This window comes from Pseudomonas sp. LB-090624, assembly GCF_003205205.1.
In the GTDB taxonomy this organism is placed as follows: domain Bacteria; phylum Pseudomonadota; class Gammaproteobacteria; order Pseudomonadales; family Pseudomonadaceae; genus Aquipseudomonas.
This window is the reverse complement of record NZ_QJRL01000007.1, coordinates 147,425-161,547: the sequence shown is the minus strand read 5'-3', so window position 1 is coordinate 161,547 and position 14,123 is coordinate 147,425. Positions and strand designations below refer to the sequence as shown.

The 14,123-nt window shown below is 64.3% G+C and carries 10 protein-coding genes; 8 read left to right on the top strand and 2 right to left on the bottom strand.

What is annotated here, in order from left to right:
* Positions 1 to 576 precede the first annotated feature (576 nt).
* Genes DMX11_RS10155 through DMX11_RS10140 form a run of 4 tightly spaced genes read left to right on the top strand, consistent with a single transcriptional unit; the run spans position 577 to position 6,174 of the window.
* Complete coding sequence (locus DMX11_RS10155) at positions 577 to 2,487, top strand: sigma-54-dependent Fis family transcriptional regulator (RefSeq protein ID WP_110744408.1); 1,911 nt, start codon at positions 577 to 579, stop codon at positions 2,485 to 2,487.
* Position 2,488: 1 nt separating this feature from the next.
* Complete coding sequence (locus DMX11_RS10150) at positions 2,489 to 4,222, top strand: ABC transporter ATP-binding protein (protein ID WP_110744407.1); 1,734 nt, start codon at positions 2,489 to 2,491, stop codon at positions 4,220 to 4,222.
* Positions 4,212 to 4,889 (top strand): peptidase S8 and S53 subtilisin kexin sedolisin, encoded by a 678-nt coding sequence (locus tag DMX11_RS10145; RefSeq protein WP_110744406.1) that lies wholly within the window; start codon positions 4,212 to 4,214, stop codon positions 4,887 to 4,889. The genes DMX11_RS10150 and DMX11_RS10145 overlap by 11 nt, the downstream gene beginning before the upstream one ends.
* A complete protein-coding gene (locus DMX11_RS10140; RefSeq protein ID WP_110744453.1) occupies positions 4,882 to 6,174 on the top strand; it encodes an NAD(P)/FAD-dependent oxidoreductase in 1,293 nt (430 codons plus the stop codon). Before DMX11_RS10145 ends, DMX11_RS10140 begins: the two co-directional genes overlap by 8 nt.
* Before the next feature lie 37 nt (positions 6,175 to 6,211).
* Here the strand turns inward: DMX11_RS10140 and DMX11_RS10135 are convergent, their stop codons facing one another.
* Positions 6,212 to 7,525, bottom strand: coding sequence for a hypothetical protein (locus DMX11_RS10135; protein WP_110744405.1), 1,314 nt, complete (start codon positions 7,523 to 7,525; stop codon positions 6,212 to 6,214).
* A gap of 96 nt (positions 7,526 to 7,621) precedes the next feature.
* Complete coding sequence (locus tag DMX11_RS10130) at positions 7,622 to 9,115, bottom strand: aldehyde dehydrogenase (RefSeq protein ID WP_110744404.1); 1,494 nt, start codon at positions 9,113 to 9,115, stop codon at positions 7,622 to 7,624.
* 435 nt (positions 9,116 to 9,550) lie between these two features.
* On the opposite strand from DMX11_RS10130, the gene peaA reads away from it, so the two are divergent.
* The 4 genes from peaA to peaD are packed head-to-tail and all read left to right on the top strand — an operon-like array spanning position 9,551 to position 14,072.
* Positions 9,551 to 11,116 (top strand): quinohemoprotein amine dehydrogenase subunit alpha, encoded by a 1,566-nt coding sequence (peaA, locus tag DMX11_RS10125; RefSeq protein WP_110744403.1) that lies wholly within the window; start codon positions 9,551 to 9,553, stop codon positions 11,114 to 11,116.
* Between the two features lie 47 nt (positions 11,117 to 11,163).
* Positions 11,164 to 12,594, top strand: coding sequence for a quinohemoprotein amine dehydrogenase maturation protein (gene peaB / locus DMX11_RS10120; RefSeq protein WP_110744402.1), 1,431 nt, complete (start codon positions 11,164 to 11,166; stop codon positions 12,592 to 12,594).
* 1 nt (position 12,595) lies between these two features.
* The gene (gene qhpC, locus DMX11_RS10115; protein ID WP_014590799.1) at positions 12,596 to 12,919 is read left to right on the top strand and encodes a quinohemoprotein amine dehydrogenase subunit gamma; all 324 of its coding nucleotides are present in this window, start codon (positions 12,596 to 12,598) and stop codon (positions 12,917 to 12,919) included.
* A gap of 31 nt (positions 12,920 to 12,950) precedes the next feature.
* A complete protein-coding gene (peaD, locus tag DMX11_RS10110) occupies positions 12,951 to 14,072 on the top strand; it encodes a quinohemoprotein amine dehydrogenase subunit beta (protein WP_110744401.1) in 1,122 nt (373 codons plus the stop codon).
* Positions 14,073 to 14,123: the final 51 nt, after the last annotated feature.

The following is a 14,123-nucleotide window of genomic DNA, read 5'->3' as shown; positions in this document are numbered from 1 at the left end:
GATTGGGCCTTGCGGGTTGCTATTTCGTGCTTATGATGAGGGTCTATACAGATGCAATGGGCGGGGACGGTTTGTTTGGGCCATACAAACCTGATGACAGTGTTATCATAGTGTGGGTGGTTTCTACTCTCTGCGTTGTACTGCTGTTTTTTCATTTGTGGGCAATTACTTCTCGGATGGATGACTAGTTTTTTGGCCAAGCGCAGACCGGAAAGGGGCGGGAAAGGGTTGTACAGGCGCGGGGTGTTTGAAAGGCTGGTTTGGGCATTTTTGATTTATGCGCGGTATGTGGGGGATCTTGAGGGCCTCTTCGCGGGCTCGCCCGCTCCCACAGGTACAGCGCAGACCTCAGGCCTGGTGCGAACCCTGTGGGAGCGGGCAAGCCCGCGAAGCAGGCGACGCGGGGATGGCGCCGGCAAGCCAGCCCCCACAGGGATTGCGCCAGCTTCAGGTCACCAGCCCAGCTACACCCCAATCCATCCGCTACCTGATGACGCCCAGCCATTTCTCCCGCACACTGCGCAAAATTCCCAAGCCCGTCTCCCGCCACCTTGCGGGGCACAGCCGGAGTAGAAAATGGCGCGACAACTAATAACAAACGCCCAAGACCCGCTGCACGAATCCCGCGAGGCCCGCCTGAAGCTGGCCAGCGAAGGCGAACTACCACTGGGCATGCTGCGCGACGAGATCGACGCCTCCTGGCGCCGCAGCCTGGGCCACGGCCTGGACTGCCTGCAGGGCGAACAGGTGGGCCTGGGCCTGGAACAGGGCCATGACCTGCGCCTGCTGCTGGAGCGCAACCGCCTGCTGATCGATGCCGTTACCCCCGAACTCGACTACCTGGTCGCGCGCCAGGGCAAGGCTGGCATCGTCATCCTCGGCGATGCCCAGGCCAATGTGCTGGCCATCGAAGGCCAGAAGCATGTGCTGCAACGCGAGGGCCTGCGCGACCTGCACCCGGGCAGTTGCTGGAGTGAATCGTTGCGCGGTACCAACGCCATCGGCACCGCCGTGGTAGAAGGCCGGCCGACGCTGATCAACTGCGGCGAACATTACCTCGACCGCCTCAGCCCGTTCTCCTGCACCTCCGTGCCCCTGCGCGACCCGCGTGGCGAAGTGATCGGCGTGCTCGACATCACCCGCGAAGGGGTGATGGCGCAGCCGCAGGACAGCCTGACGACGCTGATGCTGGCCGCCGGCAATATCGAAAGCCGTCTGTTCGGCCTCTGCCACCCGGACCATTTGGTGCTGGCCTTTCACAGCCGGCCGCAGTACCTCAACAGTGCCTGGCACGGCCTGTTGGCCCTGAGTCTGGATGGCGAAGTGCTGGCTGCCAACGACAGTGCCTGCCAGCTATTGCAGTTGCCGCGTCACGAACTGCTTGGTCGGCGCAGCACCGACTTGCTGGGCGAGCGTTCGCCGGCCTTTATCGCTCGCTTGTGGCAAGGCGGGGTGAGCAGCGTGCAGACCGCCAAGGGCGAGTTCTATTTCCGTGCCCTGCAGCTGCCGCGCCATGGCCGGGTCAGCTCCAGCACGCCACCCAGCAAACCGGCCTTGAGCAAACAGTCGCCTGCACTCGATGCACTGGCGGGTGGTGATCAACGCCTGGCGCGCAACCTGCGCATGGCTCGCCAGGGGCTTGGCAATGGTTTGCCAGTGCTGCTACTGGGCGAAACCGGGACCGGCAAGGAAGTGGTCGCCCGCGCCTTGCACCAGGCCAGCCCGCGTGCCGACAAACCGTTCGTGGCAGTCAACTGCGCGGCCATTCCCGAAGGGCTCATCGAGTCCGAGCTGTTCGGCTATCGCGAGGGCGCCTTCACCGGTTCGCGCCGGGGTGGCATGGTCGGGCGGCTGATGCAGGCCCATGGCGGCACGCTGTTCCTCGACGAAATCGGCGACATGCCGCTGGCCCTGCAAGCACGCCTGCTGCGGGTACTGCAGGAGCGCCGCGTAGCACCATTGGGGGCGGGCGACGAGCAGGACATTGACGTGGCGCTGATCTGCGCCACCCACCGCGACCTCAAGCGCCTGGTCCAGGAGCAGCACTTTCGCGAAGACCTGTACTACCGGGTAAACGGTGTGTCGCTGCGCCTGCCGGCCCTGCGCGAACGTGATGACCTGGCGGCGATCATCCAGGGCCTCCTGGACAAGGCCGATGCGCGTGGCGTAACCCTCGACCCGGCGTTGACCGCGTTGCTCGAAGGCTTCGACTGGCCAGGCAACATCCGCCAGCTGGAAATGGTGGTGCGCACCGCCCTGGCCATGCGCGAGGATGGCGAGCAGGTGCTGACCCTCGATCACCTTACCGATTGCCTGCTGGACGAACTGGCCAGCAGCACAGCGCCCTCCGGCAGCCTGAAGGACAACGAACTGGAACAGATCCGCGGCGCCCTGGCCCGCCACCAGGGCAATGTGTCGGCCGCCGCCGAGACGTTGGGCATCAGCCGGGCGACGCTGTACCGCAAGCTCAAGCAGTTGCGCGGCTGACGTGGGCGGCCTGTTCGCAAGGCTGGTGGACTCCAGCGATCCTGTACTCATGCGCCAGGCGTTGGCCTGGCTGTATGGTTTCGTGCGCCCACACCGGGGTGCCATCGGCCTGTTGCTCGGCTTGTCGCTGGGTGCATCGCTGTTGGCGCTGGCGCAACCCTGGCTGGTCAAAACCCTGATCGACGAGGGGCTGCTGGCCAAGAATTACCAAACGCTTTGGCACATGGCGGCAATCATGATCGGCGCAGGCCTGCTGGGCACTGTGCTGGCTGGGGTCAACCGCTACCTGCATACGCGTTTGTCGGGGCGCATCCTGTTCGCCCTGCGCGACGACCTTTACCGCCATCTGCAGCAGTTGTCACCGACCTTCTACGGGCGGCGGCGTATTGGCGATATTCTTTCGCGGCTGGATGGCGATGTGGCAGAGATCCAGCGCTTTGCGGTGGACTCCCTGTTCTCGGCGGTGTCGGCGGTGATCGGCCTGGTGGGCGCGGTTGCGTTGATGCTGATGCTGTCGTGGCAGTTGTCCCTGTTGCTGGCGTTGCTGGTGCCAATCGAGGTGCTGTGGCTGCGCTGGATGCGGCGCAAGGTGGAGCGCGAAGTGCGCAACTTGCGTGAGCGTTCGGCGGATGTGTCGTCGTTCCTGGTCGAGACCCTGCCGGCGATGAAGTTCATTCAGGCAGCCGGCCAGCAAAGCCGGGAAGCAGGGCGGCTGGACCAGCTTGGCCAGGGCTACATGCGCCAGCTGCTGAAGGTGCAGGTGACCGAGTTCTTCACCCAGGCCATCCCCGGCACGCTTACCTCGTGGTGCCGCGCCTGTGCGTTTTTGGTCGGTGGGTGGTGGGTTATCCAGGGCACCTGGCAATTGGGCGCGCTGATCGCTTTTTCGACTTACATGGGCATGGCGGTAGGGCCGGTTCAGAGCCTGTTGGGCTTGTACGTGGCGGTGCAGCGCATGGCTGTGAGCCTGGGAAGGGTGATGGAATTGAAGCAGGAAGCGGTGGCGGTACATCAGGCCGCCAACCCGCAGCCCATCCCCGATGGCCCCGGCGAGTTGCGCCTGGAGGCGCTGAGCTTTGCCCATGAGGGGCGCCAGGGTGCGGTACTGAACAACGTGCAGGTGAGCATCCCGGGCGGCCTGAAAGTCGCCATCAGCGGTGCCTCCGGGGTGGGCAAGTCAACCCTGATCGACCTGCTGCAGCGCTTCTACGACCCGGACGCCGGACGCATCCTGCTGGACGGCACCGACCTGCGCGACCTTGACCTTGTTGCACTGCGCAGGCGAATCGCCGTGGTCAGCCAGGACATCGTGCTGTTCCGTGGCACCCTGGCGCAGAACCTGGCTTATGGCGTGCCCGAGGCCAGCCGTGACCAACTGGAACGGGTGGTGCGCCTGGCGCGGCTGGACAGCCTGGTCGACAGCCTGCCGCTGGGCTTGGATGGCTTGCTGGGCGAGCGCGGCCAGCAGTTGTCCGGGGGGCAGAAACAACGTATCGCCATTGCCCGCGCAGTGTTGCAGGCCCCGGCGATCCTGGTGCTGGACGAGGCCACTTCGGCGGTGGATGAAACCACCGAGCGGGAAGTGATCGCCGCCATCGACCAGTTGTTCGCAGGGCGCACGCGCATTTTGATCAGCCACCGCGCCTCGACCTTGGCCGATGCCGACCTGCATCTGCAACTGCATGACGGCCAGTTGCAGGTGCGGCCGCAGGAGATCACCGAACATGGCCACTGAACTGCGCGTTGGGGTCATCGACAGTGGCTGCTCGCCTGAGCAGGCCGGCGATTTACTCGACGCCCGCCGTTTCTGGCTGGAGGGCGGGCAGTTACGTGATGGCGAAATGCATGCGGACCAACTGGGGCACGGCAGTGCGGTGCTTGCCAGTTTGCAACGTGAGGCCGGGCCGGTTCGGCTGCTGATGGCTCAGGTATTCAGCGCCCAGCCCAGTACCAGCGCCTTGCAGGTGGCTGCCGCCTTGCTGTGGCTGGTAGAGGCGGGCGCTACGCTGGTCAACCTCAGCCTTGGCCTGCAGCAGGATCGGCCGGTACTGCATCAGGCGTGCGCCGAAGCGCTGGCCGCCGGGGTACTGTTGTGTGCTGCCAGCCCGGCTCAAGGCGGGCCGGTATACCCCGCCAGCTATCCGGGCGTCATCCGAGTCACCGGTGATGCCCGCTGTGCGCCGGGCCAGTGGTCGTGGCTGGGTACGCAGCAGGCGGACTTTGGCAGCTATGTGGGCGCCGGTGGCAGGGCGGGTGCGAGCCTTGGCTGCGCGGCCTTGAGTGGGCGGGTGGCGGCGTTGTTGCGTGATGAGCCGGGCCGGGATCGCCAGCAGGTGCATGACTGGTTGCGTGAGCATGCTGCTTTCAAAGGCCCCGAGCGTCGAGGGCCCCGCCATGCCTGAACCGCGTATTGTGGTGCTGGGCGCAGGCCCTGCAGGTGCTGCCACGGCCATTGGTTTACGGCGGCTTGGCTACGCCGTCACGGTCGTCTCGGATTGGCGCCGGTTTGCGGCAGTGGAAGGAGTTTCCCAGCGGGTGCTGGAAGGCTTGCGTCACGCAGGCCTTGGCGGCGCCTTGGGCCACGCGGCGATGCCGGCCAGCCGGCAGGTGCACTGGAATGGCCAGCATTTGCAGATGAACCAGGAGTTTTTGCTCGACCGGCAACGCTTTGACAGGGCGTTGCGTGAAGACCTGCGAGGCGCAGGCGTAAGCGTGATCGAGGGCCGTGTGCGCGAGGTTGTCCAGCACGGTGAGTATTTCATTCGCCTTGAAGATGGCCAGCAGCTGACCGCCAGCTTCCTGGTCGAGGCACGGGGCCGTCAGGCGCCGCTGGCCACAGACCGCCTGCGCGGGCCGGAAACGGTCAGCTTGCTGAATGCCTGGCAGGGTAGCCCCGGGGCGCCAGCGTCGGCGGTGGAGAGCCTGGAGGATGGCTGGGCATGGATGGCTCGGCTGGAAGATGGCCGCTGCTATTGGCAGGTCACCCTTGAGGCTGCAGGGCTGCCGGGCAAGGCCCGATTGGCGGATTACTGCGCTGCGCGGCGTGCCGGCAGCGCTTTGGTGGCCAGGCTGTTCGATGAGCAGGCGCTGGTGCCTGCACCCGCGCATGCGCGCAGCAGTACCGCCATTCTGGCGGGTGAATGTGTTGGGCAGGACTGGATCCGGGTGGGCGATGCGGCGATGGCCGTTGACCCGCTGTCGGGCAACGGGATCTTCCAGTCGCTGTCCTCGGCGTTACAGGCGCCGGTGGTAATCAATACCTTGCTGCGCAGGCCCGAGCGGGCTTTGCTGGCGCGACAGTTTCACCAACAGCGCGTCGAGCAGCTGTTCTTGCGTTTTGCCCGGATCGGGCGGGATTTCTACGCGCAGGAGCAGGCACGGGCGGGGCAACCGTTCTGGGGCCGGCGCCAGGGCTGGCCGGATGCTCAGCCATTGCACCAGGCGGCGGATTGGCACGCAGTACGGGTCGAGCGGCGGCCTGTTCTGCGTGAAGGGCTGGTGGACGCGGCCGAGGTTGTGGTGACTGCAGACCAGCCGTTGGGAGTGTGGCATTTGCAGGGGGTGGAGTTGGCGCCTGTGGTCCGGGCAATACAGGATGGACGGCCAATTGAGGCGGTGTTGACAGGGCTTGCGCCTGAGCAGCAAAGGATGGTGCGGCGGTGGCTGGGGGAGCTGGGGTTGGCTTGAGATTGTCGGGGCCGCTTGGCGGCCCCGGGATGTCGGATCAGAAAAAGGTCCCGACAATCAATTGCAGGTAAGTCCCGGTATCCCGCCCACCCAGCTGCGTACCGCCATTGGCCGCACTGCGCTCCGGTTTGTAGAACCCCACCACCGGGCTGATCAGCAAGTGGTCGTTGACCATCCATTCCACATACAGGTCCAACTCGCGCCCGCCAAGGTTGCCCTGGTCGGTGTCCAGCGTGTCGAAGTTGAAGTACAGCGCGCCGACGGTCAGGTTGTCCCGTGGTTTGCCTTTCAGCGCTACATGGTGCACTTGGCTGTTCTTGTTGAACGGCCCGGCATAGTTGGCTGCCACTTCACCCTGGAACCAGGTGCCGTAGCCTCGGCTCAGGCCATAGAACAGCGGGTCGAAGCCTTCGGAGAAGCGGCTGTAGCGGTAGGTGGCGGTGGGTGACCAAGGCAGTTGGGAGAAGGTCCAGTTGCCCTCCAGGTACCAGGCATTCTCGCGCCCGCCGGTCTTGTCCTGGCTCACGTACTCGGCGGCCAGCTCAAGGTCTTTGACGCCCAGGTTGCCGCGCCCGCGCAGGCTGGCGGTGTCCATGCCGTCGCGATGTTCCAGGCCCATGATCTGCGCGTAGCGCTGGTCCACGTCGAGGCCGCGGATCCAGCTCAGGCCGACGGTACCGGTATCGGCGACGTGCTCCAGGTTGGCGACCGCCAGGGACGTGTCGGCCTGGTAATGGTTGTCGGACTTCAACCACATCAGGTCACCGCGCCAGCCCTGGTTGCCACCCAGGCGTAGCACGGCGGTGCGGTCGAAGGCCTTGCGTGCGGCCAGGTAGTAGGCGCCGCCGCGGTCGAAGTTGGCGCCCAGGTCGACCTTGCCCAGGTTGACCGGGTCGCCCTGAATCAGGAAGCCGTCGCCCAGGCTAACAACCTGACGGCCGCCAGAAATGTCCACGCCGTCTTCACCGAAGGCGGGGAACAGGCTGGCCGAGCGCCAGCCCAGGTACAGGTCTTCGATAGCAGTGCGGTGTTCGTCCCCCAGCGTCAGGCCGGCGGCGTCGCCATCGCCCCAGGTGGCAGAACTTAGCAGGTTGACGGCGCCGTAGAGGGTGCCGCTGTCGGCCATGGCCTGGCTGCCGCTGAGGCCGTATTTTACGTAGCCTTCCTGCCAGGCGGTGCTGCCGGGTTGACGGTTGCCGGCCTGGTTGAAGCTCTCGTCGCTGTGGAAGACGCCGAACAAGGCTTCGAGGTCGGCGTTGAGGGTGGTGCCATGTTGGTTGTACAGCTCGTAGGCGTGAGTGGCGGGTGCCGCCAACAGCAGGGCCAGTGTGCAGGCGAGTGGGTGCCTCATGGGTGTGCTCCATGGTTATTATTGTTGTTGTTTGCTTGTCGCCAGTCCCGGCCTCTTCGCGGGCAAGATCGGGAAGAGGCCGGGACTGGTAGAGGATCAGAGCCTGATCAACACCGATTTCAGCTCGGTGTAATGCTCGATCGCAGCCGCGCCCATCTCACGGCCAACCCCGGACATCTTGTAGCCACCAAACGGCAGCGCCGGGTCCAGCGCGCTGTGGCAGTTGACCCACACCGAGCCGGACTTGATGCGCGGGATCATGCGGTGCACGGCGGCCAGGTCGTTGGACCAGATGCTTGCACCCAGGCCATAGGGGTTGTCGTTGGCCATGGCGATCACTTCGTCGATGTCATCGAATGGCATCGCCACCAGCACCGGCCCGAAGATTTCTTCCTGCACCAGCCGGTGACGCTGGTCGACATCCACGATCACGGTCGGCTTGACGAAGTAGCCAGGCCCGAAACTTTCACCGCCGCAGGCGATGGTGGCGCCCAGTTCGCGGCCAAGTTCGATGTAGCCGGTGACACGGTCTTGCTGCTTGGCCGAGATCAGCGGGCCCATCTGCACCGCAGGGTCCAACCCGCTGCCCAGCTTCATGCCATTGGCGATGCCGGCAATGTCTGCCACTACGTTGTCGAAGTGCTTGCGGTGCACGTACAGCCGTGAGCCCGCGCAGCACACCTGGCCCTGGTTGAAGAAGATCGCCGTGGCTGCGCCGGCTGCGGCTTCCTGCAGGTTGGCATCAGGCATGACGATGGTCGGCGACTTGCCGCCCAGTTCCAGGGTGACGCGGGTCATGTTGTCCATGGCCGCCTTGCCGATCAGCTTGCCGACTTCGGTTGAGCCGGTGAAGGTCAGCTTGTCTACGCCGGGGTGACGGCTTAGCGCAGCGCCGGCGTTCAGGCCGGTACCGGTAACCACATTGAACACGCCGGCCGGGTAGCCGGCTTCGTCGACCAGTTCGGCAAGCTTGAGCACGCTCAGCGGGGTTTCGTCGGCTGGCTTCAGCACCACGGTGCAGCCGGTGGCCAGTGCCGGGCCGAGCTTCCAGCAGGCCAGCAACAGGGGGAAGTTCCAGGCGACGATGGCGCCAACCACCCCAACTGCCTCGCGGCGCACGAAACCGTGAAATTGGTCGTTGGGCATCAACGGCATGGACGCTTCGACGGTGCTACCCTCGATCTTGGTGGCCCAGCCGGCCATGTAGCGCAGGAAGTCGATGGCCAGCTGCACGTCCATCACCTGAGCCACGGCCGCGCTCTTGCCGTTGTTCAGGCACTCGAGTTCGGCCAGCTGGCGGGCGTCGCGCTCCATCAGGTCGGCCAGGCGCCACAGCAGGTTCTGCCGTTCACGTGGGCGCAGGCGGCTCCAGGGCGAGTCGTCGAAGGCCTGGCGTGCAGCGCGCACGGCGCGGTCGACATCTTCGGCCTCGGCGGCAGGCACTTCACCCAGCACTTCGCCGGTGGCCGGGTTGCGGAACTGCAGGGTGCGACCGCTGGCGGCGTCCTGCCAGTCGGCGCCAATGCGCATCTTCAGCTTGCGTTCGAGAAAGGCGCGGGTGGCGGGCAGGATGGGCAGGTCGGAAAGCATGGGGCTGTGCCTCTTGTCATTGGATGTGACGGGCACTGGCGCAATGGCCGTGCCAAGCTGGGCAGTTGGCAGCAAGGCATTGAGCTGATTGGGTTTTGCCGGGATGCAAGGTTCGGATTGCACGGGTGCGCTGTTGCACATTGAGACGGTGTGAGACGTTGGTGAAACACTGCTTTGTACGGCCCTCTTCGCGGGGCATGCCCGCCAAGGCCTGCATCGCAGGCCGCTGTCTCAGGATGAAACACCCTGTCGCGAAATGGCACGCTGCAAGTGGCCATCCTTGCTGCTGGCCAGACACTGAAAACCGCTTAAACGGTTGAAAGGAAACGCTTTTACCGCAACTGGCACAGTTCCTGTATCGCAACCTTCACATGCACACCTGCTGTACCAAAGCGTGCGAAAAACGATAAGAACAACAACCGTGGAGGTCTGACCTTGAAGACGACTCGACTCCGGCGGCATGCGGGCAAACTGGCGCTGGTCGCCGCCGCGCTGCTGAGCACCCAGGCCATGGCGGCCGAGCAGGGCCCGAGCTTGTTGCAGAACAAATGCATGGGGTGCCATATCCCAGAAGGCAACGATACCTACAGCCGTATCAGCCACCAGCGTAAAACGCCGGAGGGCTGGTTGATGAGCATCGCCCGCATGCAGGTGATGCACGGCTTGCAGATCAGCGACGACGACCGCCGCACCTTGGTCAAGTACCTGGCCGACAAGCAGGGCCTGGCGCCCAGCGAGACCGATGGCGTGCGCTACGCCATGGAGCGCAGGCTCAACACTGTCGAGCACTTCGATACCCAGCTCAGCGAAACCTGTGGTCGTTGCCACTCCGGTGCTCGCGTCGCCTTGCAACGTCGCCCAGCCAAGGAGTGGGAGCACCTGGTCAACTTCCACCTGGGCCAGTGGCCGTCCCTCGAATACCAGGCCCAGGCGCGGGACCGCGACTGGTTGCCAATTGCCCTGCAACAGGTGGTGCCGGAACTTGCCAAGCGCTATCCGCTGGACAACCCGGCCTGGGCTGAATGGCAGCAGGCAAAACCGAAGGCCGACGTGCTGGTGGGGCAGTGGGCGTTCAGCGGCCACATGCTGGCCAAGGGCGATGTCCGTGGGGTGATGAGCGTGACCGCCGACGAGGGCGATACCTTCAAGGTCGAGGTCAAGGGCGCTTACGCCGACGGCACGCCGTTCAACGGCAGCGGTTCGGCGATCCTTTACAACGGCTACGAGTGGCGCGGCAACATCAAGGTTGGCGACGCCAGCTTGCGTCAGGTGTTCGCAGCGTTGGACGGCGAGATGAAAGGCCGTATGTTCGAAACCGAGCACGATGAGCGTGGCCTGGACTTCAGCGCCGTGAAAGAGGGCAAAGCGCGGTTGCTGGCGGTACAGCCGGCGTTCATCAAGGCTGGCGCTGAAAGCGAAATTACCCTGGTCGGCAGCGGCCTGAGCGGCAAGCCGGACCTGGGCGCCGGGGTGGAAGTGAGCGAAGTGCTGGAGCAGACGCCGACCCTGGTACGGGTCAAGGCCCGCGCTGCGGCCGATGCCAAGCCTGGCCAGCGCGAGGTCGCGGTAGGGGCGCTCAAAGGTGGCAACCTGGCGGTCTACGACAAGGTCGACGAAGTGAAAGTGGTGCCGGCCTTCTCCATCGCCCGCATTGGTGAGAACGGCGCCTCGGTGCCAAAGGTGCAGGGCCGTTTCGAGGCCGAAGCCTGGGGTAAGGATGCCAACGGCCAGCCGCTGCGCATCGGCTACCTGCCGGCCAGCTGGAAGGTCGAGCCCTTCAACGAGCGTGCGGTAGAGGACGAAGACCTCAAGTTCGCCGGCAAGATGCAGGCCGACGGGGTGTTCGTGCCAGGCGGTGCGGGGCCCAACCCCGAGCGCAAGATGATGACCAACAATGCCGGTAACCTGAAGGTCATCGCCACCCTGGCCGACGGCGGCCAGACCGGCGAAGGGCACCTGATCGTCACCGTTCAGCGCTGGAACAACCCGCCGCTGCCGTAACGGCAAGGCGCAACGGTTTCCAACGGATCGATTATCGGGAGGTCGCCATGGGCGCACAACTGAACCTGGTCGAACGCAACCTGCATGAAGTGCAGGTCGATGCCGACCGCATGCTGTTCCATATCCCCAGCAGTTCGCTGTTTGCCACCGATGCGGTGACCGGCAGCATCATCGACGCCTTGCGCCAGCACGGCTGCTCGGCCGAGGAGCTGATGCAGCGCCTTGGCCAGCAGTTTGCCGGCGACGATATCCAGGACACCTTGCGCGAGCTGATCGCGCTGGAGCTGGTCAGCGACGGCTCGCCGCTGACCCCGGAAATCGCACTCAAGCAGGTCGAGCGCACCGCGCTGAATACCGTGGTACTCAACGTCAACACCGGTTGCAACCTCAGCTGTACCTACTGCTACAAGGAAGACCTGGACAAGCCTTCGGCCGGTAAGAAGATGAGCACTGACACCGCCGAAGCCTCGGTAGAGATGCTGCTCAAGGAGTCGCCCGACGAGACGCGCTACAGCGTGGTGTTCTTCGGTGGCGAACCGCTGTCCAACCGGCCGTTGATTGAGCACATGGTGGCCTACTGCGAGCGGCGTTTTGCCGAGGCGGGCAAGCAGGTGGAGTTCATCATGACCACCAATGCCACCTTGCTCACCGAAGAAATCATCGATTGGCTCAACGCCCACCGCTTCGGCCTGTCGATCAGTATCGACGGCCCCAAGACCGTGCACGACCGCAACCGCATCACCGTGGGCGGGCAGGGCACCTATGACGTGGTGCGGCGCAAGGCCGAGCTGTTGCTGTCGCGCTATACCAGCCGCCCGGTAGGCGCGCGGGTCACGCTGACGCGTGGCATTACCGATGTCGAAACCATCTGGAACCACCTGTTCAACGAAATGGGTTTCGCCGAGGTCGGCTTTGCCCCGGTCACCTCAGGCGACATGGCCGAGTTCAACCTGACTGGCGAAGAGCTGGTGCAGGTGTTTGCCAACATGAAGGCGCTGGGCCGCAAATACCTGGAGGCGGCGCTGGAACACCGCAATATCGGGTTCTCCAATCTGCACCAGCTGATTACCGATATCCACGAGGGCCACAAGAAGGCCCTGCCGTGCGGTGCCGGGCTGAAGATGCTGGCGGTGGACCACAAGGGCGAGTTGAACCTGTGCCACCGCTTTACCGGCTCCAACCTGCCGACCTTCGGCAACGTGCACCAAGGTGTCAAGCAAGCTCAGCTCAACGACTTCCTGTCGCAGCGCCTGGACCGCAGCAACACAGGGTGCGAAAGCTGCCGCATCCGCAACCTCTGCTCGGGCGGCTGCTACCACGAAAGCTATGCGCGCTATGGCGATCCGCAGCACCCGACCTACCACTACTGCGAACTGATGCGCGACTGGGTGGACTTCGGCATCGAAGTCTACAGCCGCATCATGGCCGCCAACCCGGCCTTCATCGATCGCTACATCACCCCGCGGAAGGCGCACTGACATGAAGCACTTGAAGCCCCTGAACAACAAGGCGCGCATCCTCGAGCAGGCTGCCGCCGAAGACCGTGTCGAAGAAGTGATGGCAATGAGTGCGGTGGCAGGCTGCACGGCCACTACCGACCCGGGCTGGGAAGTGGACGCCTTTGGTGGCGTGAGTTCGCTGTGCCAGCCGATGGAGGCCGACCTGTATGGCTGCTCCGACCCTTGCTGGTGGCCGGCCCAGGTGCCGGACATGATGAGCACCTACCAGGACTGGAACGCCCAGGCGACCAACTCGGCAGAGGACTGGCGCAACCTCGGCACCGTGTTCCCGAAAGACAAGTGACGGCCCAACAAGAATGACAAGGGGAAACCGCATGAAAGCTGGACGCTGCGCGCCACTCGCGCTCACCATCGCCGCCACGGCCTTTGCCGGCCTGGTACAGGCCGACGACACCGGGCCGGCACTGAAGGCTGGCCACGAATACATGATCGTGACCAACTACCCGAACAACCTGCATGTGGTCGATGTCGCCAGCGACAGGGTGTACAAGAGCTGCGTCATGCCCGACAAGTTCGGCCCTGGCACCGCAATGATGGCGCCAGACAACCGCACCGCCTACGTGCTCAACAACCACTACGGCGACATCTATGGCATCGACCTGGACACCTGCAAGAACACCTTCCACGCCAACCTGTCGAGCGTGCCAGGCGAGGTGGGCCGGTCGATGTACTCGTTCGCCGTCAGCCCGGACGGCAAGGAGGTGTACGCCACGGTCAACCCGACCCAGCGCCTGAACGACCACTATGTGGTAAAGCCGCCACGGCTGGAAGTGTTCAACAGCGCCGATGGCCTTGCGGCCAAGCCGGTGCGTACCTACCCCATGCCGCGCCAGGTGTACCTGATGCGCACCGCCGACGATGGCACACTGTATTTCGCCGGGCCGGATATCTACAAGATGGACGTGAAGACCGGCAAGTACACCGTGGCCTTGCCGCTTCGCAGTTGGAACCGCAAGGGCTACAGCGCCCCGGACGTGCTGTATTTCTGGCCGCACCAGAACCCCCGCCACGAGTTCTCGATGCTGTACACCATTGCCAAGTTCAAGGATGAGAAGCAGGACCCGAACGAAGCCGAGCTGCTGTACGGCTACCTCAGTGTCGACTTGAAGACAGGCAAGACCCACACCCAGGAATTCGCCGACCTGACCGAGCTTTACTTCACCGGCCTGCGCTCGCCCAAGGACCCTAACCAGATCTACGGCGTACTCAACCGCCTGGCCAAATACGACATCAAGCAGCGCAAGCTGATCAAGGCAGCTAATCTTGAGCACACCTATTATTGCGTCACCTTCGACAAAAAGGGTGACAAGCTGTACCTGGGCGGCACCTTCAATGACCTTGCGGTGTTCAACCCGGATACGCTGGAGAAGGTGAAGAACATCAAGTTACCGGGTGGTGACATGTCCACCACCACGCCGCAGGTGTTCGTCCGCTAGACCGGTGTGTGCTGCTTCGCGCGGTGACCCCGCGAAGCAGCCGGCACAGAA

Excerpts from the sequence above, each read along its gene's own strand:
- DMX11_RS10130 (WP_110744404.1), bottom strand. The coding sequence starts at position 9,115 with ATGCTTTCCGACCTGCCCATCCTGCCCGCCACCCGCGCCTTTCTCGAA.
- DMX11_RS10140 (WP_110744453.1), top strand. The coding sequence starts at position 4,882 with ATGCCTGAACCGCGTATTGTGGTGCTGGGCGCAGGCCCTGCAGGTGCT.
- peaB (WP_110744402.1), top strand. The coding sequence starts at position 11,164 with ATGGGCGCACAACTGAACCTGGTCGAACGCAACCTGCATGAAGTGCAG.
- DMX11_RS10155 (WP_110744408.1), top strand. The coding sequence starts at position 577 with ATGGCGCGACAACTAATAACAAACGCCCAAGACCCGCTGCACGAATCC.
- peaD (WP_110744401.1), top strand. The coding sequence starts at position 12,951 with ATGAAAGCTGGACGCTGCGCGCCACTCGCGCTCACCATCGCCGCCACG.
- DMX11_RS10135 (WP_110744405.1), bottom strand. The coding sequence starts at position 7,525 with ATGAGGCACCCACTCGCCTGCACACTGGCCCTGCTGTTGGCGGCACCC.
- qhpC (WP_014590799.1), top strand. The coding sequence starts at position 12,596 with ATGAAGCACTTGAAGCCCCTGAACAACAAGGCGCGCATCCTCGAGCAG.
- DMX11_RS10145 (WP_110744406.1), top strand. The coding sequence starts at position 4,212 with ATGGCCACTGAACTGCGCGTTGGGGTCATCGACAGTGGCTGCTCGCCT.